Annotated in this window: 18 protein-coding genes; 17 read left to right on the top strand and 1 reads right to left on the bottom strand. The window is 45.9% G+C overall.

Annotated elements, in window-relative coordinates; translation table 11 throughout:
• Nucleotides 1-8: 8 nt before the first annotated feature.
• From AC58UU_RS03700 to AC58UU_RS03745, 10 genes are all read left to right on the top strand, one after another.
• A complete protein-coding gene (locus tag AC58UU_RS03700) occupies nucleotides 9-1202 on the top strand; it encodes a helix-turn-helix domain-containing protein (RefSeq protein ID WP_497313040.1) in 1194 nt (397 codons plus the stop codon).
• Nucleotides 1203-1408: 206 nt separating this feature from the next.
• Nucleotides 1409-2377, top strand: coding sequence for a formimidoylglutamase (gene hutG, locus AC58UU_RS03705; protein ID WP_497313041.1), 969 nt, complete (start codon nucleotides 1409-1411; stop codon nucleotides 2375-2377).
• A gap of 31 nt (nucleotides 2378-2408) precedes the next feature.
• Complete coding sequence (hutU, locus tag AC58UU_RS03710; RefSeq protein ID WP_497313043.1) at nucleotides 2409-4073, top strand: urocanate hydratase; 1665 nt, start codon at nucleotides 2409-2411, stop codon at nucleotides 4071-4073.
• 81 nt (nucleotides 4074-4154) lie between these two features.
• Entirely contained in the window at nucleotides 4155-5438 is a 1284-nt protein-coding gene (hutI, locus tag AC58UU_RS03715; protein WP_497313045.1) for an imidazolonepropionase, read from the top strand.
• A 38-nt stretch (nucleotides 5439-5476) separates the two neighbouring features.
• A complete protein-coding gene (locus tag AC58UU_RS03720) occupies nucleotides 5477-6757 on the top strand; it encodes a Glu/Leu/Phe/Val family dehydrogenase (RefSeq protein ID WP_497313047.1) in 1281 nt (426 codons plus the stop codon).
• 39 nt (nucleotides 6758-6796) lie between these two features.
• Entirely contained in the window at nucleotides 6797-8080 is a 1284-nt protein-coding gene (locus AC58UU_RS03725; protein WP_497313049.1) for an NAD(P)-dependent malic enzyme, read from the top strand.
• 93 nt (nucleotides 8081-8173) lie between these two features.
• Nucleotides 8174-8800: a HutD/Ves family protein gene (locus AC58UU_RS03730; protein WP_497313050.1), complete on the top strand. Its 627-nt coding sequence runs from the start codon at nucleotides 8174-8176 to the stop codon at nucleotides 8798-8800.
• A gap of 25 nt (nucleotides 8801-8825) precedes the next feature.
• Complete coding sequence (solA, locus tag AC58UU_RS03735; RefSeq protein ID WP_497313052.1) at nucleotides 8826-9968, top strand: N-methyl-L-tryptophan oxidase; 1143 nt, start codon at nucleotides 8826-8828, stop codon at nucleotides 9966-9968.
• 186 nt (nucleotides 9969-10154) lie between these two features.
• Complete coding sequence (locus AC58UU_RS03740) at nucleotides 10155-10346, top strand: hypothetical protein (RefSeq protein ID WP_497313054.1); 192 nt, start codon at nucleotides 10155-10157, stop codon at nucleotides 10344-10346.
• On the top strand, nucleotides 10346-11140 hold the full coding sequence (locus AC58UU_RS03745) for an SDR family oxidoreductase (RefSeq protein ID WP_497313056.1): 795 nt from the start codon (nucleotides 10346-10348) through the stop codon (nucleotides 11138-11140). Before AC58UU_RS03740 ends, AC58UU_RS03745 begins: the two co-directional genes overlap by 1 nt.
• Before the next feature lie 47 nt (nucleotides 11141-11187).
• Here the strand turns inward: AC58UU_RS03745 and AC58UU_RS03750 are convergent, their stop codons facing one another.
• Nucleotides 11188-12102: a LysR family transcriptional regulator gene (locus AC58UU_RS03750; protein WP_497313057.1), complete on the bottom strand. Its 915-nt coding sequence runs from the start codon at nucleotides 12100-12102 to the stop codon at nucleotides 11188-11190.
• 120 nt (nucleotides 12103-12222) lie between these two features.
• Here AC58UU_RS03750 and AC58UU_RS03755 point away from each other — a divergent pair, with 120 nt between their 5' ends.
• From AC58UU_RS03755 to AC58UU_RS03785, 7 genes are all read left to right on the top strand, one after another.
• On the top strand, nucleotides 12223-13332 hold the full coding sequence (locus AC58UU_RS03755; RefSeq protein ID WP_497313059.1) for a DNA alkylation repair protein: 1110 nt from the start codon (nucleotides 12223-12225) through the stop codon (nucleotides 13330-13332).
• A gap of 299 nt (nucleotides 13333-13631) precedes the next feature.
• Nucleotides 13632-15437: a sensor histidine kinase gene (locus AC58UU_RS03760; RefSeq protein ID WP_497313061.1), complete on the top strand. Its 1806-nt coding sequence runs from the start codon at nucleotides 13632-13634 to the stop codon at nucleotides 15435-15437.
• Nucleotides 15430-17037 (top strand): response regulator transcription factor, encoded by a 1608-nt coding sequence (locus AC58UU_RS03765; RefSeq protein WP_497313063.1) that lies wholly within the window; start codon nucleotides 15430-15432, stop codon nucleotides 17035-17037. Before AC58UU_RS03760 ends, AC58UU_RS03765 begins: the two co-directional genes overlap by 8 nt.
• An 88-nt stretch (nucleotides 17038-17125) precedes the next feature.
• Complete coding sequence (locus AC58UU_RS03770; RefSeq protein ID WP_497313065.1) at nucleotides 17126-18043, top strand: carbohydrate ABC transporter permease; 918 nt, start codon at nucleotides 17126-17128, stop codon at nucleotides 18041-18043.
• 4 nt (nucleotides 18044-18047) lie between these two features.
• Complete coding sequence (locus AC58UU_RS03775) at nucleotides 18048-18887, top strand: carbohydrate ABC transporter permease (protein ID WP_497313067.1); 840 nt, start codon at nucleotides 18048-18050, stop codon at nucleotides 18885-18887.
• A gap of 112 nt (nucleotides 18888-18999) precedes the next feature.
• The gene (locus AC58UU_RS03780; RefSeq protein WP_497313069.1) at nucleotides 19000-20337 is read left to right on the top strand and encodes an ABC transporter substrate-binding protein; all 1338 of its coding nucleotides are present in this window, start codon (nucleotides 19000-19002) and stop codon (nucleotides 20335-20337) included.
• 102 nt (nucleotides 20338-20439) lie between these two features.
• Nucleotides 20440-22092, top strand: a complete 1653-nt coding sequence (locus tag AC58UU_RS03785) for an MGH1-like glycoside hydrolase domain-containing protein (RefSeq protein ID WP_497313071.1) — start codon at nucleotides 20440-20442, stop codon at nucleotides 22090-22092.
• The last annotated feature ends 165 nt before the right edge of the window (nucleotides 22093-22257 follow it).

Here is a 22257-nt window from a genome sequence, read left to right on the forward strand (position 1 = left end):
ATTAGACAATGAAACTGGATACAGCTCAAGCCTCCTTTTCGCAGCTTCTCATTTCCGGGACGTTAATCCATGAAGCGGATTTTGAAGAAATGCGTGAGCGGCTTGGCATCGAACCGCGACCCCAAATCGTTATCGTTTTGTCCATAGACCGTTATACCGATTTGGCTTTGGACAAGTCATTGCAATGGAGTATTGAGATCGGGCAGGTGCTGGTGGAAGCCATTTTCGAGAGTATTACCTTGCCTTTCTTGTGGGTATGGGTGGGAGAAGGCGTGTTAGCCGTATTATTGGAACTCCAATCGATTCAGCCCGTAGAACCGACCTACAAGCAAGTTACGTATGGCATGGTCCGGAAAATTCAAAACTTCGTAGATACGAAGGGCTTTTCTGTGTCAGCCGGTATTGGCACTTATTACGAAGATCCTTACAAGCTTCATCTTTCCTACAGCGAAGCCAAAGAATCATTGATCGACCGTTTCTTTCAAGGAAACCGGATGATTTTTCAATATGAAGGACAAAGAAGCATTCAGGAAGAACGTGCTAAGCCGGTGACTCATGAAGAGAAAATCGAATTGCTGTCACGAGTCCGGATCGGTGATGAAGAAGGCTCGATTGCTTATTTGGTTGAGTTATTAGAAAGCCTTTCCCGATCGTATAAGCATAATATTGATCTATTTAAGTCGGAAGCCTATGATTTAGTCCTCTCTTTGTCAAGAATGGTTGTCGACTTAGGCGGTAATGCTTCTGAGATTTTATCTGAAAATGCAAGAATGCTTCAAGACTTGTACAGTACCATTCGATACGACAAATTTGTTAAAAAGCTGTGTGCATACTGGAGGAAGTTGGCCAAGCAAGTATCGGACGATCATGCCTTAGAGGTTTCCCCAATTGTGCGATCCGCCATTGTATATATAAGAGAGCATCATCAAGACAAATTGTTATTAAAAGAAATTGCCCAGCATTGTTACTTAAGCACCCATTATTTTGCCCATATATTCAAGAAAGAAGCAGGTGTAAGCTTTGTCGACTTTCTAAATAAAGTTCGTATAGAGAAGGCCGTTTATTTGTTAGAGAAAACGGAATTAACCATGCAAGAGATTGCCGCGCGAGTCGGTTTTCAGGATGCGAACTATTTTGCAAGGAAATTTAAAATGATTATGGGGTGCAGCCCGACGGACTATCGGTCATCTGCCCAGTGCTAGTGTTATAGATAAAATCACTTTAAGCCAACCCGCTCAGGGGTTGGCTTTTAAGCGTTTTCATAGAAATGATTCCTTCAAGGATAAATCGTAATATTGTGCTACCTTTCAGCAAATTCGGCTAGATTCAGATGCCTCTTTTTTAAGTATGATGTATTCATAGAAACAAACAAACATTTGTTTTATCAACCTACAGGAGGGAAGCAGCTTTGAGACAAATTGAACTGCTGAATCCGCCAGAATTCGTACGAAACTCTAATTGGCGGGATCGATTCGAGACCAAGGTATCCCAGTGGTTGACCCCTTGGGAAGGCGAGGAAGAAGTCCAAGTCGGTTTCATCGGTGTTCCGCTTTCTAAGACGTCAATCAGTATTTCAGGCGCTTCGATGACACCGAATGCCTTACGGGAATTATTTGCAAATGTCACGACGTACAGTATCGACCACGGTGTCGATTTGCAGGAATTAAAAGCACGTGATCTTGGTGATATTCAGATGCATGTGACGGATCTGCTGCGCTGTCATGCCAATATCGAACAAGGGCTGAAGAACGTTTATGCAGCAATGCCTCATTTGTTCCCGATTATTGCTGGCGGCGATCATTCCATTACGTGCCCCTCTGTGAAAGCGTTTAAGCACCATGTCGGTGGTAAGGTGGGTATCGTTCAGCTTGACTCGCACATGGATGTCCGGAATCTGGAGGACGGAGGTCCTTCCAATGGAACGCCAATCCGCGGGTTGATCGAATCGGGCACGGTTGAAGGTCGCCATATTGCGCAAATCGGACTTCACAGCTTTGCCAATTCAAGAGCGTATCATGAATATGCCATGGCGCAAGGAATCACCCAATATACAGCGCGACAGGTTGCTAAGAACGGGATCGAATCCTTGGTGAAACAGGCGTTGGAGGTTGCTGGTGACGGGACGGATGCCATCTATGTAACTGTTGACATGGATGTGCTGGATCAAGCTTATGCGCCAGGTGTGCCAGCACTCGTTCCGGCCGGAATGACCTCATGGGAGTTGCTGGAAGCGGTATTCCTTTTAGGGCAGCATCCTAAGGTAAGAGGCTTTGATATTGTTTGTGTAGATCCAATGCAAGATCCCCGTAGAGCGACGGTCAGGACCGCCTTGCATGTCATTTTGACTTTCTTGACGGGATATATGAAACGAGATTAATTCGAACACAACATAGAGGAGTGACTAATTCATGGAACAAACAGTCAAACGTACGATTCGAGCAGCACACGGAACGAAGCTAACAGCAAAAGGGTGGCAGCAGGAAGCTGTCCTGCGTATGTTGATGAACAATCTGGACCCTGACGTAGCCGAACGTCCAGAAGATCTCGTCGTCTACGGGGGAATCGGCAAGGCTGCACGGAACTGGGAGTCTTATGACAAGATCGTAGAATGTTTAACAAATCTGGAAGCGGATGAAACGCTGCTTGTGCAATCCGGGAAACCGGTTGGTGTATTCAGAACGCATTCGCATGCGCCGCGGGTTCTCATCTCCAACTCGGTCATTGTTCCAGCATATGCCAACTGGGAGACGTTCCATGAACTCGATAAACAGGGTCTTATGATGTATGGCCAAATGACGGCTGGCAGCTGGATTTATATCGGTACGCAAGGCATTTTACAAGGAACCTATGAGACCTTCGCTGAGGCAGCTAGGCAGCATTCGGGAGGCACATTAAGAGGTACCTTGACATTAACGGCCGGACTTGGCGGCATGGGCGGCGCTCAACCTCTCGCTGTAACGATGAACGATGGCGTGGTCATCGGTGTGGACGTGGATCCGACCCGTATTCAACGCAGAATCGACACGCGTTATTGTGACGTCATGGTTTACGATCTAGATGAAGCGTTGAAGCTAGCGAACGAAGCGAAAGCTGAGGGGAAAGCGCTCGCTATTGGGTTAGTAGGAAACGCTTCAGAGGTTTTCGCAGAATTTGTGAAACGGGGAATTGTGCCTGATTTCGTAACCGATCAAACTTCGGCCCACGATCCGCTTAACGGCTATGTGCCGGTCGGGTATTCATTGGAAGCTGCGGCTGACTTGCGTAAAAACGATCCGAAACAGTATGTGAAGCTGTCCAAGAAATCGATGGCTGCTCATGTGCAGGCGATGCTTGATCTTCAAAAACTTGGGTCAACTGTATTTGATTACGGCAACAATATCCGCCAAGTGGCTCTTGATGAAGGGGTTAAGGATGCCTTTAACTTCCCTGGATTTGTTCCGGCTTACATTCGTCCGCTCTTCTGCGAAGGGAAAGGACCATTCCGTTGGGCGGCATTATCCGGTAATCCGGAGGATATCTACAAAACCGATGAACTTGCTTTGAAACTGTTCCCAGAAAATGCGCACCTACGTAAATGGATCGAATTGGCAAGAGAAAAAGTGGCGTTTCAAGGTTTGCCAGCTCGTATTTGCTGGTTGGGTTACGGGGAACGGGCCAAGATGGGTCTAGCTATTAATGAAATGGTGCGCAATGGAGAACTGTCTGCGCCAATCGTTATCGGACGTGATCATCTGGATTGCGGTTCGGTGGCTTCTCCAAACCGTGAGACCGAGTCCATGAAAGACGGCAGCGATGTTGTTGGCGACTGGGCCATATTGAATGCGCTTGTAAATACAGCATCTGGTGCAAGCTGGGTTTCCGTCCATCATGGCGGCGGCGTAGGCATGGGGTACTCGCTGCACGCAGGTATGGTTGTAGTTGCGGACGGTTCCAAAGAAGCAGACGAAAGATTAGCCCGCGTCTTGAATACGGACCCTGGAATGGGCGTCATCCGTCATGCTGATGCCGGTTATGACATTGCCATTCAAACGGCGAAGGAACGCGGCGTTCGCGTACCGATGATGGGCATCTAATCGTTACAGAACATATAAAATGAAGGATGATAACTCGCAGCAAGCCCGATCGGGCTTGCTGTATTTCGAGGGGGAGAATCGATGGAGAACAATCGGATTGACCTGCTGATCCATAACATTGGTACGCTGATTACGATGCAAGGAACTCAGGAACCGCGGCAAGGCAGTGAAATGTCTGAGGTTGCGGCAGTTCGAAGGGGAGCCGTGGCCATCAGAGACGGGATCATTGTTGCAGCGGGATCGGAAGAAGAAGTTTTGGCTCAAATCGGTGAACTACCGGTAACTCATAAGCATGATGCTGAGGGTAAGCTTGTTACCCCAGGACTTATTGATCCTCATACTCATTTGGTTCACGGTGGCTCGCGTGAGAATGAACTAGCACTGAAGCTGAAAGGAGCTTCTTACTTAGAAATTTTAGCTCAAGGCGGCGGTATACTCAGCACAGTCCGTTCAACCCGTCAGGCTACGGAAGAAGAGCTGTACGAAAAGGCTAAAAAAAGCTTGGATACGATGCTTTCTTATGGGGTTACCACTGCAGAAGCCAAGAGCGGATATGGTTTAACTCTGGAGGATGAGCTTAAGCAGCTTAGGGTCACTCGCAAACTCAATCAGGAACATCCGGTTGATCTGGTGTCTACGTTCATGGGTGCTCATATGGTGCCAGAAGAATATAAGGGCCGGTCTCAAGAATTCGTTCAGCTTATCATTGAAGAGATGCTCCCCGAAGTGAAACGTCAGGGACTTGCTGAATTTTGCGATGTGTTTTGTGAGCACGGCGTATTTTCCGTGGAAGAATCGGAGCAAATCCTGCTGGCTGCAAAAGCGATGGGCTTCGGCTTGAAGATCCATGCGGACGAAATTGAGCCGATGGGCGGCGCGCAGCTTGCCGGCAAACTGAGCTGTATTTCTGCCGAACATTTGATTGCTGCATCAGATGAAGGATTGGAAGCGATGAAGCGGGCTGGCGTCATTGCCGTCTGTTTGCCTGCTACCTCCTTTAATTTAAGACTGAAGCATCACGCCCGTGCACGTAGGATGATTGAAATGGGACTACCCGTAGCTTTATCCACGGATTATAATCCGGGCAGCTCGCCAACGGAATCTATACAGCTCGTTATGACGCTAGGCTGCCTGAATTTAGGGATGACGCCGGAGGAAGTTCTGACGGCTGTGACCATCAATGCGGCTCACGCGATCGGAAAAGCGGATACCATAGGCAGTTTGGAAGCGGGCAAACAGGCAGATTTGGTTATTTTCAATGCGGATAACTTGGCCTATCTGCCTTATCACTTTGGGATCAACCATGTCCATTCGGTATTTAAACAGGGGAAAATGGTGGTCTCCGACGGAAAACGGATTCATTAAACGGTTACAGTCTGTACGAAGATTCGAGGGGGATCATCATGGAAGCTCCGACGGAAGTAAAAGAGAAGCCTATGCAAGCGGAAAGCTTGAATGTTTTGAGCAGAACGCAGCTTGTTATCCAAGCTGCTCTCGACAAAATGGGATGCGCGGAATCCTTATACGAATTGCTAAAGGAACCGCTTCGGTTGCTAACCGTACGCATTCCTGTGAAAATGGACGACGGTTCGGTGAAAGTGTTCACAGGGTACCGTGCACAGCATAATGATGCGGTAGGTCCGACCAAGGGCGGGATTCGCTTCCATCCCGGGGTCACCGAAGACGAAGTGAAGGCTCTTTCCATGTGGATGACTATTAAATGCGGTATTGCGGATCTACCATACGGCGGAGGCAAAGGCGGGATCCAGTGCGATCCGCGCACGCTATCCTTCGGGGAGCTGGAACGATTAAGCCGTGGTTACGTAAGGGCAATCAGCCAACTTGTCGGGCCGACCAAGGATATTCCGGCGCCGGACGTGTTCACGAATTCACAAATCATGGCGTGGATGATGGATGAATACAGCCGGATTCGGGAATTCGATTCGCCAGGTTTTATTACCGGCAAGCCGCTCGTCTTGGGCGGATCGATTGGAAGAGAATCGTCTACCGCCATGGGCGTGGTGCTGTTGCTTAGAGAAGCGGCTCATGTCGCTGGGATTCCAATTGAGGGCGCGCGAGTCATTATCCAAGGCTTTGGCAATGCAGGCAGCTTTCTTGCTCAGTTCCTTCACGAGGCTGGAGCCAAAGTGGTAGGCATTTCGGATGCTCAAGGGGCTCTCTACGATCCTGAAGGCTTGAACGTGCAGTATTTATTAGATCGACGGGATTCTTTCGGAACGGTGACGAATTTGTTCCCGAATGTGATCTCGAACCAAGAGCTGTTAATCCAAGACTGTGATATCTTAGTGCCAGCTGCGATTGAAAACCAGATCACAGAAGACAATGCATCCGATATTAAGGCAAAGATTTTGGTGGAAGCGGCCAACGGACCGACGACTTTGAAGGCTACTGAAATTTTGACCCAAAAAGGCGTTTTGATCGTTCCAGACGTGCTTGCCAGCTCGGGCGGGGTGATCGTTTCTTACTTTGAATGGGTCCAAAACAATCAGGGCTATTATTGGAATGAAGAAGAAGTGAACGAAAAGCTTAAACAAATATTGAGAAAATCGTTTCATAACGTCTATCAGTTATCCTTGCAAAAGCAAGTAGACATGAGATTAGCGGCCTATATCGTTGGTTTAAAGCGAATGGTCGAAGCGATAAAATGGCGCGGATGGATTTAATCTATGCTCTGATCAAAATTCCTTGGAAGGTGATGAATCATGAACAATTTACGTGAAGATGCTCTTCACATGCATAAAAAGTATGCCGGAAAACTTGAGGTTATCGCCAAGGTTCCGGTAGGCACTGTCCGTGATTTGAGCCTTGCCTACTCTCCGGGAGTTGCAGAGCCTTGTAAAGAGATTTTTATTGAAGAAGATAAAGTATACGATTATACGATGAAAGGAAACTTGGTTGCCGTCGTTACGAATGGAACGGCTGTGCTCGGTTTGGGGAACATCGGTCCGCATGCGGCCATGCCGGTGATGGAGGGAAAGGCCTTGCTTTTCAAAGTATTTGCCGGTGTAGATGCGATTCCGATCTGTTTAGATGCGTTGGATAAAGAGAAAGTGATTGAGACGGTCAAGCAGCTTTCACCTTCGTTCGGCGGAATTAATTTAGAAGACATCGCAGCCCCGGATTGTTTTGAAATTGAAGAGAGATTGAAAAAGGAATGCGCTATTCCTGTTTTTCATGATGACCAGCATGGTACGGCTATTGTCATTGCGGCTGGATTAATCAATGCTCTCCAATTAGTCGACAAAACGATCGACCAAATTCGTGTGGTTATTAACGGGGCAGGCGCAGCCGGCATAGCGGCCATGAAGCTTCTGGGCCATATGGGTGCTAAGGATATCATCGTATGCGATACGAAGGGTATTATTCATGAAGAAAGACAAGAAGGCATGAATCCATTCAAGCTGGAAATCGCACGGATGACGAATAAAGGCAATCTAACAGGTAAGCTCGCCGATGCAGTGAGAGGAGCCGATGTTTTCATTGGCGTTTCTGCGGCAGGAGCGCTTACCAAAGAAATGGTCAGCACCATGAACCGTGACTCTATTATATTTGCATTGGCGAATCCGGTGCCGGAGATTATGCCGGAGGAGGCGAAAGCAGCTGGAGCTGCGATCGTTGGCACGGGACGCTCCGATTTTCCCAACCAAATCAACAATGTATTGGCGTTTCCTGGCATTTTTCGCGGCGTACTAGATGTGCGTGCTAGAGAGATTAATGAGGCAATGAAACTAGCCGCTGTGTACGCCATTGCCGGGTTGGTTCCGGCACATAAGTTGAATCAGGACTATGTGATTCCGCATCCGTTTGAACCGATGATTGCTGCCAATGTGGCTGCCGCCGTTGCTCAAGCAGCCATAGATACAGGTAGTGCACGCTTAAACGTTAATGTGGATGAGATTAAGGATAGAACAAAGAGATTGATCCGTAAGAACGATGCGGTAGGTTCGTATTTTTCTTGGTACGCTGATATGATAAAGGCAGAGTAGTCATTGTTCGGACTAGTTATGTGGGACTTGGTATTTCCAGGTCCTTTTTTCCATTCGTTTATCGTTATGGAATAAATTCAAGGAGATGCTTATATGTCTTATTCGATCAAAGTCATTAAAAAGCATGAGCAGATAACGGCCGCTTGGTCAGGAGGAACGACAACGCAGCTTGCCATATATCCTGAACACGCGGAGTATAATAAACGAAATTTTTTATGGAGAATCAGCACGGCCAGCATTCAAGATGAGCAGTCTTTGTTCACCTGCCTTCCTGACTTTTGGAGAAAGCTTATGGTTATAGAAGGAGAAGTGATTCTAGAATATGAAGGATCACGTCAGGTGGGATTAAAGCCCTACGAGCAGGAGAGCTTCAGCGGAGGATGGGTCACCCGGAGTATGGGGAAGGTAACAGACTTCAATCTCATCACAGCGGCGGGTTGCCGGGGAGAACTAGAAGCTTTATTTATCAAAGAAGGAGCTACTCATGAGATCGAAAGTCACAAGGATGATGTGGAATTTTCACTAGTAACAGAAGCTTTTTATTGTACCGAGGGCCGAGTAAGACTTAGTATAAATGAAGATCAGTCTCTGTGGTTAGAGAAAGGCGACTTCTGCGTATTATCGTGGGGAGCTTCCTTGTTGGATAATGTGAATATTAGATTATGCCATTTTCGCAATGAATCTGCAGCTTATGTCATTCGAGCCAGTATTGTATGTTGAACTTTTTTTCAGAGGAAGTGATGGAATGATGAACTATGACGTAATTATTGTTGGTGCCGGTTCGATGGGGATGGCAGCAGGCTATTATTTGGCCCTTGAAGGGAAAAGCGTTTTGCTGCTGGATTCATTTAACCCTCCGCACGATCGCGGGGCACATCATGGCGATACCCGTATTATCAGGCATGCCTATGGAGAAGGGACGAGCTATGTCCCTTTAGCCCTCAGAGCCCAGAAGCTTTGGTACGATTTGGAGCGAGAGTCGGGAAGAAAACTGTTCTACCAAACCGGGGTACTGAATGTAGGCACTCATGATTCAACCTTTATACAACAAGTTGTTTCTAGCTCCGAAGCCTATTCACTTCCGCTGCAAGCCGTGGATTCCAGTGAAATTCATACCATATGGCCTGGGATTTCGCTCCCAGACGGCTACGTGGGCTGCTTCGAATCAGATTCAGGTGTGCTTAAGAGCGAGGAATGTATTCGTGCTTATCGGGAATTGTTGGAACTTCATCCAGTGACCATCTTAACGAATACATCCGTACAAGAGTTGTCTATCGATTCAACTGGGGTGACGGTCCAAACAGCCGATGAAAGTTATAGAGGACGCGCCCTAATCGTTACAGGAGGGGCTTGGTCTTCTAAGCTGCTTTCGCTCTTGAATATCCATCCACCGCTGGTTACCAAAAGAAAAACGTTTGCGTGGTTTGAAGCAGATGACTTTTTATTCGGGGAGGAACGGTTTCCGGCGTTTACTTTTGAAACCTCCTTGGGACATTATTACGGTTTTCCCAGCATGGGGGGAGCTGGTCTTAAGGTAGGACGTCATGATGGGGGACTTCGAATTAATCCGGATGAAGCCATTCCCGAGTTTGGGGCACTTCAGGAGGATGAAGAAGACTTAAGAATGTTTTTAAGCCGCTTTATGCCTTTGGCTAATACGAAACTACGCAAGGGAAAAACCTGCACGTACACCCTCACTCCCGATGAAAATTTCATTATAGATGCACATCCAAAGTATCCTCATATAGCTTTTGCTGCTGGATTTTCCGGACATGGGTTTAAATTCAGTAGTGTAGTCGGCGAAATCTTGTGCCAACTTATTACGACAGGCAGAAGTGAGCATGACATTTCGTTATTTTCAATGAACCGTTTCAAGAACGGTTATTAATAGGATGAGTCCTCGCTGGTTTTGTGCTAGCGAAGGCTCGTTTTTATTTATTAAGTTGTTTTCTTACATGAATTATATTAATGAATTTGATTACTACTATCGATTAGACGTTATCTAAGGTTTAAGCGTAAAATTACCTTGAAACTGATTAGCTAAAATGAAAAAAAGAAGGAGAGGAGGGGGACGATGTCGGTCCATGTAATTTTCATACGTGAGAAAACCAAAGATGCTGTTGAGCTCAACATATATTCAGAGAAAGCCACGGCTGGGTTGACCGGGCATCCTATCACGCCTCTTGCTATTTATGGAACGCATGAAGTGATCGAAAGTCCGAAGTTTAGATATCCCAAATTTCATACTTATAGGAGGAAAACATAATGAGTAAATGGTTAGAAGATCCGTATAAAGAATTTGCAGGGAAAAAGATACTCGTAACTGGCGGTACGAAAGGGATGGGCCAAGCTATTGTAAAAAGACTTTCGCTTGCAGGTGCAACCGTCCTGACAACTGCTCGTTCCGCATCTGACGGTTTGTCAGAATCGAATCTGTTCGTTCAAGCGGATATTGCTTCGCCTGAAGGGGTCGAGAAGGTCATTCAAGGGGTAAAGGATCAGCTTGGCGGTATCGATATTGTGGTTCATGTTGTCGGCGGATCGACCACACCACCAGGGGGAGCGCTCGTCTTGTCTGACGAAGACTGGCTCCATGCGCTGAATTGGAATCTTCTTGCTGCTGTTCGGTTAGACCGTGGATTGCTGCCGCTGATGGTAGAGAAAGGATCAGGTGTTATTCTGCATATCACTTCCATCCAGAGACGGCTGCCACTTTATGAAACGACACTGGCTTATGCAGCCGCGAAAGCAGCTCTTGCCAACTACAGCAAAGGCTTGTCCAACGAGTTTTCTCCACGCGGCATACGAATAAACACGCTGTCACCAGGTTTTATTCAAACCGAGGCTGCTGATGCGATGATCGATCGAATTGCAACCGAAACAGGCAGCAGAGAAAGCGCGCTGAAGCAATTAATGGACTCGTTAGGCGGCATTCCGCTTGGCCGTCCGGGACTCCCAGAAGAAGTTGCCGAACTGGTGGCATTCTTGGTTTCTGATCGTGCGGCATCCATCACGGGAAGCGAATATGTGATTGATGGCGGAACGATTCCGACTGTTTAATAAATTAATAATCTCGGAACTCGTCATTCAAGAACGAATGGCGAGTTTTATTTTTTAAAATCAGCATCACTTAGGTTTGGATCTTGTGTTTGAAATGTCTTATCAACAAAATCAATAAACCTTTCGGATGCGGGCGACAGATACCGATCTTTTCGCCATTTCAAACCGAGCTCCCAATGCCAACCTTCTTCTTCAATTGGCAGCCATGCTAAACCGTCAAGCATGAGTCCTAAGGTCTTAGGCAGTACGGATACGCCAAGGCCTGCCGCAATAAAGCCCGCTACTGTTGAAAGATCTTCTGCATCATAGGTAGATGCAAGTGTGAATCCCGTATGTTGGAAACGAGACAGCAAGGTTGCCCGTAATCCGCAGTTTTTTTTGAGTCCGACAAATGGCTCACCAGTTAATTCAGTTAGGCTAAGCGATGACCGTTCAGCAAATCGGTGAGAAACAGGGACAACAATGTATAGCGGAAGCAGCTTCATTCTTAACCATTCATGATCGAGTGAGGTCGTTTCCCTAGATGTTATCATAAGGTCGGAGTATCCATTTTCCAAATGCTGATCAATATGCTCATTGTCGCCCTGCATTAACTCGAACCGAACTTTTGGGTTTTTGTTTTGGTAGTCACGGATAAGTGAGGGAACCAACTCAACGCCGAGTATATTTAAATACGACATGTTGATCACGCCAGTATCGGGGTTAGACCATTCTTCAATTTCTTGGATGCCGCTCTCAATATTTTTTAGCGCTCTTTCAACCCATTTCGCGAACATGTCCCCATAACGATTAACTTGGACATTCCGGCCGCGACGTTCGAATAAAGGAACACCGAGCTCGTTTTCTAACTTAGAAATAGCGTGGCTTAACGCCGGTTGAGTGATGGAATGAGCTTCGGAGGCCTTGGTCATATGCTGAAGACGAGTTACGGTAAGGAAGTAATCCAGTTGCGTGAGTTCCATATTGACCACTCTCTTTCATGAATATAAGTAATGTATTTCATAAGAATAATAGATTAGACAAATTTCGAAGTCAATAGTAAGATACGCCTTATATAGACAGAGGAAAGAGGAGATTAGGCGATGACAGAACCGTTGAAATCAATATATAATTTGGAGTTTTTGCGCAGATTCGGAGCCTTGGTTCATGACGTGTATCGGGCCTTCGATACTGAGGGCTTCATTGCAGCGATCATGGACGATACATGGGAGGGGCTTAAACTTAAAGAACGTACGCGGCGGATCTCACAGAAGCTTGGTGCTTACCTACCCGAACGGTACGAGGAAGCATTGGACGTGCTGTTTAAGATTGACGAGGTATGCGTTGGTTTTCCATACTTGTTTTTCCCGGATTTCGTGGAAGTGTATGGGCAGGCGGAGGAACACTGGGAACTTTCCATGGAAGCATTGGAACGGTTCACCATGAGGTCGTCTGCAGAATTTGCAGTAAGGTCGTTCATTCTGCGACATCCGGAACGGATGATGCGGCAGATGATGACGTGGTCTAAGCATAAGGATGAGCATGTTCGGCGTCTTGCTAGCGAGGGTTGTCGGCCGCGCCTTCCGTGGGGGCAGGCACTACCGATATTTAAGCGTGACCCTGCTCCCTTGCTGCCTATTTTGGAGCAATTGAAGGAGGATCCGTCGCTTTATGTACGTAAGAGCGTTGCCAACAATCTTAATGATATTGCCAAGGATCATCCATCCGTGGTGATCGAAACAGCTCGCCGCTGGAAAGGAAAGAATCCAGGTACAAACTGGATTTTGCGACATGGGTGTAGGACATTAATTCGTAAGGCGAATCCTGAGGTGCTTGCACTGTTTGGCTATGCGGAAACCACGGATGAGATTCCCCTTGCCATCCATGCTTCAATAATAACGGAGCCTCAAATACTAACAATCGGTCAGAAATGCGACGTCAGGTACGAGCTTAGAATTAGGGAGGGCGAATCGGCGCATATCCGCGTCGAATACGGCATTTACTTTGTAAAGGCGGGGGGACAGACATCGTGCAAGTTGTTCTTACTGTCAGACAAAACAGTTTCAGGCGGTACCCATCTTAACGGCACTCGGACGCATAGTTGGGCGGATCTGACAACTCGTCGTCATTATCCCGGTGAGCACAGAATAGGGCTATTCGTGAATGGGCGTGAAGTTGCTTATACAAACATGAAGCTTGAGTCTGGCGTTTGAATCAACACAGTGCTGTTCAACCGCTTATACCGCATTCATTGTTCCTGTTGTTGGTGTGGGAGTACTCACTCAAATTTTCAATTTGAACGTTTCTTTGATACTAATGAATTTGTTTGCCGCACTTATTAAAATTAGGAACATGTCGGAGCCGAAAGGCTCCTTTTTTTAGTTCCTAAAACAATTTGCAAGCAATGACTTCGACACCTCGCAAGTATGTTTTTAGTTGACAAACCCCAGCTTCTAGGCGTTATATGGATGTAATTAGCTAGCGATGGTTGAGCAGACTGAGGGGGTCTACGATGTTCTATTCGCTCAAAAACCGATTGATCGTTTTTTTCGTGGTTTTGTTGTTCGTTTCGTTCGGGACGATGTCCTATCTTTTTTTCACGGAGTCCCGTTCAATCATTCGCTCCTATATCGAGTCGTCAGCCTATGAAAAGATGGACGAATATGGGTCGTTCGTCAACATGGCGCTTGTGCAAATCTACGATGTTTCCTCGATTGTGTTTAATAGCAGCACAACGAAAAGTTGGGATACTGCGCTCTCTGATCCGGCTTTGCCCGCCGGTGAGAAGATGCTCGCGAACATTAATTTAAGCCAGTTTTTGACACAGACGACGAACAATTATTCGATTATATCGTCGGTCACAGTGTATCAGCAAGAGGGGATGTGGATCTCCTCAGATAATCAGATCACCAATGATACATCGTTCAAAAGTGAGCGGTGGTATGATCATTTTAAAACAAGAGGAATCCAATGGGTATCCGCTCATCAAGACCCGATTGAGGTAAGACGCTCGAAACCATTTGACGTCCTGAGTTTATTGCTTCCTATCGGCACTTTTGAACCCTCTCAATCCAAAAATATGATGAAAATCAATGTAAAATCCGAATTCTTTCTCGAACCGCTAAGTCGGATTCATCTTGGAGAGAAAGGCACGATATTCCTGTTGGATGGGCAGGGAGATTCTGTTTTAGGCCAACAGGAATATACTTCCTCTCATCCGGAGGCAGCGAAACAAATGGAGGCGATCCGCGCGAACCATCTCCTGAATGGGGTTGTCTACTTAAAGAATGAGCATGGAACTAAAGACATTCTCGTCTATAAAAAGCTGAAGCTTAATAATTGGCTGCTGGTTGGCATCGTGCCTGAAGCTGATCTATACGGCAAGCTTTATAAGCTTCGAACGAGCATCCTAATCTTCGCATCATTATTGCTTGTTGCAGCCATTGCTACAGCGATATGGCTTTCGCATGGGATTTCCAAACCGCTCTCTCGGCTCGCCTCCGCGATGCGTTATGTGCAGATGGGCGATTTCCACGCCGCAGAGAATCGGATTCCGGCCGAGGCAAGAGTTCGGAATGAAGTCGGCTATGTGACGACTACGTTCAGAACCATGGTGAGTCAGTTAAGACAACATATTACGACGGAATTTGAGCTAAAGCTGCTAAGGCAGCAAGCAGAGTATAAAGCATTATTGATGCAAATTAATCCTCATTTTCTATTTAACACATTAGAACTGCTAAGCAGTCTGGCGATGCAGCATCGCACACAAGATACAGTGAGAGTGATTGAATCTCTAGGGAAAATGATGCGCTTCTCATTGAAAATCAGTGATGATCTGATACCGCTGGAAGAGGAACTGAAATATGTCCGCCATTATGTGTCTATCTTGCAAATCCGATTTGCCGATCGGCTTCAAATTACAGTCGTAGATGACGATAATATGCGTCAATGCGTCATACCAAAATTCATTTTGCAGCCTTTAATTGAAAATGCCGTGAAGTACAGCTTCAGGGAACAAGCTGAGGCTAACGTGATTATTCGGGTACGAAATGAACATAACCGACTCATCCTTTCAGTTGCGGATAACGGTCCTGGGATCCCAGAGGAACTGGCACAGCAACTGAGAACGGAATCGTTAACCTCACAGTTTGAGCAAATATTGAACAGCCGGTCACAGCAGATCGGATTACGGAATGTTTTAGCCAGATGTCAACTTTATTATGGGCCGTTGTTTGCTTTTGAGATCGATTCCACTAAGGAGCAGGGGACCTATATAGCACTTATATTGCCGATACAAGGAGGAACGAGAGATGTATAGTGTACTCATCGTTGATGATGAACCCGAAATTCGGCAGGGACTGAGACTCAAAATTGACTGGGAAAGCCTCGGGTTGTCCATGGTAGGAGAGGCGGGAAACGGGGCAGAGGCTGTAGCATGGTTGACGAATCATCCAGTTGACATTGTGATTACAGATATGAACATGCCTATGATGGATGGGGTATCCTTCTTGGAAGCATGCCATGAGAACTATCCTTCTCTACGGCTGGTCGTCATTACAGGCTATGAAGATTTTCATTATGCCAAGGCAGCTATTCGTAATCAGGCGAGGGATTATTTGCTGAAGCCGGTTACGCAAGATGAACTTAAAGAGGCTATGTTAAAGGTTATTTATGAGCTCGATGCGCAGCGAAACGAGCGAGATCAACAAGTTATGATAGAGTGGCGGCTTTCGCAATATTATAAGGAAATGAAAGAGCATTTTATCGTTCACCTAGTTAAAGAGGAATTGGCACGGGAAGCAACGATTAGGGAGAAGGCCAAGTTGTTTCAATTGGATACCTGGGAGGAATGCCGTGTTTGTTTCCTTACAGCAGGTTTCATGGAACGCACTGGTGGCGCGGGGCGTTTAGAGCGTTCGCCGGACAAGCTGCGGCTGCCGTTTGAAATGGTTTGCAGGGAGGTTGCAGAGATCATCCCGGGTCAAATTCAAATATTCCGCGATGCGAACTATGCAGGATTAATGCATTTTATAGCTGTGGCGTCCAATACAAACATAGATCACTTGGTCGATACGCTTCACATTGCGGTGACCGATCATTTGGGATACCAGCCAGTGATTAGCATCGGTAAGACGGTTAATGGGCTTAATCAGTGGAAGGATGGTTATCTGTCTTCACTTTTGGAGTGGAACTTGAAGGGGAATAAAGATCCGCAAGCCATTCAAAATCAGTTAACGCCAGAGGCTGTACTCTCAGAAGAAACGAATAAGGTGATGCAGCGTTATTTGGCTCGTGGAGAGCTTGCTGCTTTCGAACAGGCGATTCACAAAGAGTTGAATGAAGCTTTCGCAGCATCGCAAGCCAGATTCGTTAAACTTATTTTTCAACTATATCTCATGCTGGACACGCTCGCCTATACGGCTGGCATTGCCTTGGATAACGGAGAACAGCTGTGGATTCGCCCTGAGCAGGTATGGGGGTTCGATACGGCAGCTAAAGCACAGCAATTTCTATATAACCTGGCACACAAAATTGTCAACTCGGGCAATGATCCTGTCGGAGATGAACTTTCCATGATACAAGCAGCTGAGCAATTCATTCATGATAACTATATGTACGATATTAATTTGACTATGCTGGCCGAACGCTTTAATTATAATTCTTCGTATTTCTCCGAAATGTTCAAATCCAAAGCAGGAAAAACGTTTATTCAATACATCACTGATGTGCGTATGGCCAAAGCCGTACAGCTGCTTGAAGAAACGATGTTGAGCTTATGGGATATCGCTGAACTGACAGGCTTCTCGAATGCCAGCTACTTCAGTTCTAAATTTAAACGCATGTATGGGATGCCGCCATCTGATTATCGTCTTCGTAAAGCACCTGAAAAAATTGATAATCAAGAGCCGAAGAAATAGCATTCAAAGGAGCGCCTATAATCCTTATGATGATCTTACAAGTGATGAGTATTCATCGCTATCGATCACGAAGGAGGAGGGCGCTCTCATGTCATCATTAGGTAAAACCGCCCTTTCGCGGCAAAATCGCACAGCCTATTTATTTTTATTGCCTTGGTTAGTTGGTTTTTTCTGCTTAACATTGGGTCCTATGCTGGGGTCGCTGTATCTATCCTTTACGAAATTTAATTTATTGAATGCCCCCAGGTGGCTAGGACTAGACAATTATGTGCAAATTTTTAACGAAGATGACTCCTTTTATCACTCAATGGGGATAACCTTTCAATATGCCTTAATGTCTGTTCCCTTAAGACTTATTTTCGCTTTATTAGTGGCCTTGGCACTTAATAAAGGGATTCGTGCACTTGGGGTTTATCGGACGGTTTATTACATCCCCTCCTTACTTGGGGGGAGCGTTGCGATTGCTATCGTTTGGAGGAAAATATTCGATGGGGATGGATTATTCAATCAATTCCTAAGTTGGTTTGGTATTCAAGGGCCGGCTTGGGTGGCTCACCCTGACTACATTTTGTCCACGATTATCACCTTGTCAGTATGGCAGTTTGGATCGGCCATGGTCATCTTTCTGGCAGGACTGAAGCAGGTGCCTGCTGATCTTTATGAAGCTTCACAGGTGGACGGAGCTGGCAAGGTAAGGCAGTTTTTTCAAATTACGCTTCCGCTGCTATCCCCTGTTATTTTTTTCAACCTTGTGATGAGCATTATTAATTCGTTTCAAGTATTTACACCCGGTTATGTCATCGGAGATGGACGTGGAGGGCCGGTAAACTCGACCTTATTTTATACCTTGTATTTATATTTGAAAGGGTTTTCCTTTTTCGATATGGGATACGCCTCAGCGCTTGCTTGGATTATGCTTGTTGTAATCGGTGTGCTAACGGCCATTGTATTTGTGACATCGAAGTATTGGGTATTCTATGGGGACAGCAAGGATGAAAGGGGATGACCAGATGATTTCGAACACGAACTACAACAAACTGCTGAAGCATCTGTTGATTATCGCCTTTGGCTTGTTGATGCTCTATCCAGTCTTATGGCTGCTTAGCAGTTCCTTTAAGCCGAATCAATTGATTTTCTCAGATACAAGTCTTTGGCCTAAGAAAGTGACGTTTGACAATTATATTCATGGTTGGAAAGGGCTGCAGGGCACAACGTTTGGTCGTTTCTTCCTTAATTCGGCTCAAATCTCGGTGCTCTCCGTCCTTGGCAACATTATCACATGCTCCTTTGCCGCCTATGCGTTTGCACGGCTAGAATTTAGATTCAAAAAGCTTTGGTTTAGCCTTATGCTGGTCACCATTATGCTTCCGTACCATGTCACGTTGGTTCCTCAATACATTATTTATAACAAGATTGAATGGATCAACACGTATTTACCGCTGATTGTACCGAAATGGTTAGCACACGATTCGTTCTTCATCTTACTCATGGTTCAGTTCATTAGAGGAATTCCGAAGGAATTGGACGAAAGCGCAACCATTGATGGCTGCGGACATGGCCAGATTTATTTTCGCATTATTTTGCCGCTTCTTGTACCTGCTTTAATCACAACCGCTATTTTCACGTTCATCTGGACATGGGACGACTTTTTCTCGCAAATGATTTACCTCAACAATATCAAACTGTTTACCGTTCAACTCGGTATTCGCTCGTTATTTGATCCATCGGGAGAATCCGATTGGGGAGCGCTGCTCGCAATGTCCGTTCTTTCGCTAGTTCCGATCATGACGATTTTTCTTTCTTTCCAAAAGTACTTTCTAGAGGGTATTGCGACCACTGGTCTTAAATAATCCGAAAAAATGATGAATCAACACCCGAAGAAATGACATTCAATTGGTTTTCAAAATGAATTACGATCAGAATGTAAGCGGTTGCTAATATTTGTTCAGGGGGAGAGTTCATATGAAAAAACGTTTTGCGATAACGACACTTGCCATGTTGATGGCCGTTACAACGGCTTGTTCTTCAGGGACTGGCACGGGGAACAGCAGCGCTCCAAATGCAACAGCTGCAGGTACAGCTAAAGAAGTATCAAAGGCAGAGCCGGTAGAGTTAAGAATTATGTGGTGGGGTGACCAGAAGCGGGCAGATCGTACCAATGAGGCGCTTCGCAAGTTCGAGGAGAAAAACCCGAATATCAAAATTGTCGGTGAATTTGCCCCGAGTTCAGGTTATTTCGATAAGCTAAATACGCAGTTGGCTTCGGGTACTGCGCCAGATGCGTTTTTCCTCGGAGGGAACGTAGTCGATTATGCTAATAAAAACGTGCTGCTTGAACTGGATCCATTCGTGGGGAAAGAACTTGATTTAAACGATATGGACAAATCGATGATCCAATACGGTACGTTCAAAGGAAAGCTGCTTCACGTCTCCGCCGGAGCTAACGCACGTGGTATCGTCGTCAACACGGAGTTGTTCAAAAAAGCAGGTATTCCTGTTCCGCAAGATGGTTGGTCATGGGCAGATTATGGACGAATCAGCAAAGAAATTACGGATAAGCTTGGTAAAGATGTTTTCGGGACCTACAATTTCACGGTCGACGGTATGGATATTTACATGAAACAAAGAGGCAAACAGCTCTACGATATGGATAACGCTAAGTTAGGCTTCGAACAGAAGGATGCGGAAGAGTGGTTCACTTTATGGGATACGATGACAAAAACAGGCGGCGTGGTAACACCAGCTTTGCAAGTATCCAATCCGCCGTCAGATACAAGTAAATCTCTCGTTGTAACCGGCAAAGTAGCGATGAGCTTACTCGCCTCCAATCAGCTGGGTGCTCATCAAAATCTGATTCCAGATCAATTAGCACTTGTTCAACTGCCTCGCGGACCGAAAGGGACCGGTGTTGTTTTCGAATCGAGTCAAGGGTTATCTGGTTATGCGAAAACGAAGCATCCAAAGGAAGTTGCGAAGCTCATGAATTATTGGATCAATGATCCAGACGCGGCGAAAATTCTTGGCAATGATCGTGGTGTTCCTGTGACTTCCAAAATGCGGGATCTTCTGAAGAAGGATGCCACTCCGGTTGAGAAGGTCATCTATGATTACACAAGCCGCGTTTCGGCAGCGACAAATAAAGAGCCGTTTGCGATCAGTTATAACCCCCCAGGCAATACGGAATATACGAAACTAATTGAAACAACTGTGCAAGAAATTGGCTTTGGTAAAAAAGATGTGAAAAAGGGCGTTGAGGATTTCTATAACGGAACCGTGAAAATTTTCAACAATAACAAATAACGAAAGCCGCTTGTCGGGAGAAATAGGCTGCCAATGGCAGTCTATTTTTTTTCAATTAGATGACATAAGACGTGTTCCTAACTAGAGAGAAGAGGCGGATATATGAGAGAAGCATTGTTAAGCAAGCTGCGTAGGATTCGTACGGAGGAGCGGATTGGTACTTTAAAAAAGGAATCCGATGGTCCAGTTCTTGCGGAATGGAACCAATCGGGAGTGAAGTTTGCAGCATCTTCCGATAAATTGGAGGGCGTATACTACGAAGCTCTGCGTAAACTATTGGACTGTATCGTACCGACGGGTGGAGAGAAACCAATATTGCATGAAGGTGGTATTTATCTAGGGTGCTGGCTGGAAAGCACGGGGACGATTAACGCTGAATTGTTATCGCGTTTCATTCCTTCTGTTTCGCAATCGACTTATGAATTGTTTGCTGATTATCAGCGTGAAGATGGTTTAATTCCTTATAAACTCACGGAGTCGGGGCCTTCTTACAGACAAATTCAATTGGTGACGCCGCTTGCTAGAAGCGTATGGAATCATTATCAGTTGAATGGGCAGGATAAGACGTTTTTACGAAAAATATATACAGCTATGCAGAAGTATGATGATTGGCTGCATACCTATCGCAATACGCGCGGAACGAATGGGGTGGAAGCCTTTTGCACATTTGATACGGGACATGATTTATCACCACGCTTTTGGCATGTTCCGGATACGCCACATGGGAATGACGCAAGAATTTGTAATCCGGACTCCCCAATCTTGCCATTCGTTGCGCCCGACTTAACGGCAAATGTATACTGTCAGCGACTCTACCTAGCGAGAATTGCGGAAGAACTCGAGGAGAGTGGAGAGCCCTGGCGTGAAAAGGCGGAAATGAGCTTAAACAGCTTGTTCCGGTTTTGTTTTGATGAGACGGATCAGTTCTTTTATGATCTGGATAAAAATGATGAGCATGTTCGTGTACAGTCCGATGTCCTTCTGCGTGTGCTCGCATGTGAAGTGGGAGATCGAGCATTCTTTGATCAAGCTTTGCGCAAATATTTGTTGAATACGCGAAAGTTTTTTGCCAAATATCCATTTACGTCGATCGCTATGGACGATCCGAGGTTTGACCCTTTTTCCAGTTATAACAGCTGGGCAGGGCCATCCAATTTCCTTAGCTTGATCCGTGCACCGCATGCTTTTGAGCATCATGGAAGGTTTGTAGAACTCACCTATGTGTTATATCCGTTAATGGCTGCATTTCATAAAATGACTCGATTCGCTCAAGCGCTAAGTCCATGGACAGGTGAGGAAGGTTTTACGGAGACTTATTCACCAGCGATTTTGTGTATGTTGGACTATGTTGAACGTTTGAGCGGTATTATGCCCAGACCGGAAGATGAACTTTGGTTTACAGGACTGCTGCCTTATGCAGTCGATCACGGGGAAGTGATTGCGAATGGAACTGCTTACAGTCGGGTTATAAATGGTATTACATTTGAGCTGATTAATACACTGGATGAATCCGTGGTTTATCGAGACGGTGTGGTCACTCTCATATTTCCAAATGGCTTAAGAGCCGTGACCGATCGTCAAGGAAAATTGAAGTCGCTTATCGGTATGAGTGTTCGAACGGTAGAAGGAGTTATCTCTTATGAAGGACGCGAATGGCATGTTGCTGTGAAAGGAAATGAACGGATCGATTTAGTAAACGGTTTAGAGTTGAAAAAGCTTGCAGCCGATCTAGGCGTTGTTGCACCAACTTATTAATAGAATGCGCCGCTCTCGTGGTTAATAGTGATGGGGTGTCCCAAAAGTATTAAATTCACTTAAGGGGACAGAAAAGACCAACAGGCCTCTAGTAAGCGGAACTACGATTCGTTATTTTAGGAAATCGGGGCTAGAAATCGAATGAGGGGAACGTGGGTGCGTTAT

The sequence above is a fragment of the Paenibacillus sp. JT22N1 genome, assembly GCF_059692155.1.

Bases quoted from the DNA above. Each gene is read 5' to 3' on its own strand.
- AC58UU_RS03700 (WP_497313040.1), top strand. From the start codon at position 9: ATGAAACTGGATACAGCTCAAGCCTCCTTTTCGCAGCTTCTCATTTCC.
- hutU (WP_497313043.1), top strand. From the start codon at position 2,409: ATGGAACAAACAGTCAAACGTACGATTCGAGCAGCACACGGAACGAAG.
- hutI (WP_497313045.1), top strand. From the start codon at position 4,155: ATGGAGAACAATCGGATTGACCTGCTGATCCATAACATTGGTACGCTG.
- AC58UU_RS03720 (WP_497313047.1), top strand. From the start codon at position 5,477: ATGGAAGCTCCGACGGAAGTAAAAGAGAAGCCTATGCAAGCGGAAAGC.
- AC58UU_RS03725 (WP_497313049.1), top strand. From the start codon at position 6,797: ATGAACAATTTACGTGAAGATGCTCTTCACATGCATAAAAAGTATGCC.
- AC58UU_RS03730 (WP_497313050.1), top strand. From the start codon at position 8,174: ATGTCTTATTCGATCAAAGTCATTAAAAAGCATGAGCAGATAACGGCC.
- solA (WP_497313052.1), top strand. From the start codon at position 8,826: ATGATGAACTATGACGTAATTATTGTTGGTGCCGGTTCGATGGGGATG.
- AC58UU_RS03740 (WP_497313054.1), top strand. From the start codon at position 10,155: ATGTCGGTCCATGTAATTTTCATACGTGAGAAAACCAAAGATGCTGTT.
- AC58UU_RS03745 (WP_497313056.1), top strand. From the start codon at position 10,346: ATGAGTAAATGGTTAGAAGATCCGTATAAAGAATTTGCAGGGAAAAAG.
- AC58UU_RS03750 (WP_497313057.1), bottom strand. From the start codon at position 12,102: ATGGAACTCACGCAACTGGATTACTTCCTTACCGTAACTCGTCTTCAG.
- AC58UU_RS03755 (WP_497313059.1), top strand. From the start codon at position 12,223: ATGACAGAACCGTTGAAATCAATATATAATTTGGAGTTTTTGCGCAGA.
- AC58UU_RS03760 (WP_497313061.1), top strand. From the start codon at position 13,632: ATGTTCTATTCGCTCAAAAACCGATTGATCGTTTTTTTCGTGGTTTTG.
- AC58UU_RS03765 (WP_497313063.1), top strand. From the start codon at position 15,430: ATGTATAGTGTACTCATCGTTGATGATGAACCCGAAATTCGGCAGGGA.
- AC58UU_RS03770 (WP_497313065.1), top strand. From the start codon at position 17,126: ATGTCATCATTAGGTAAAACCGCCCTTTCGCGGCAAAATCGCACAGCC.
- AC58UU_RS03775 (WP_497313067.1), top strand. From the start codon at position 18,048: ATGATTTCGAACACGAACTACAACAAACTGCTGAAGCATCTGTTGATT.
- AC58UU_RS03780 (WP_497313069.1), top strand. From the start codon at position 19,000: ATGAAAAAACGTTTTGCGATAACGACACTTGCCATGTTGATGGCCGTT.
- AC58UU_RS03785 (WP_497313071.1), top strand. From the start codon at position 20,440: ATGAGAGAAGCATTGTTAAGCAAGCTGCGTAGGATTCGTACGGAGGAG.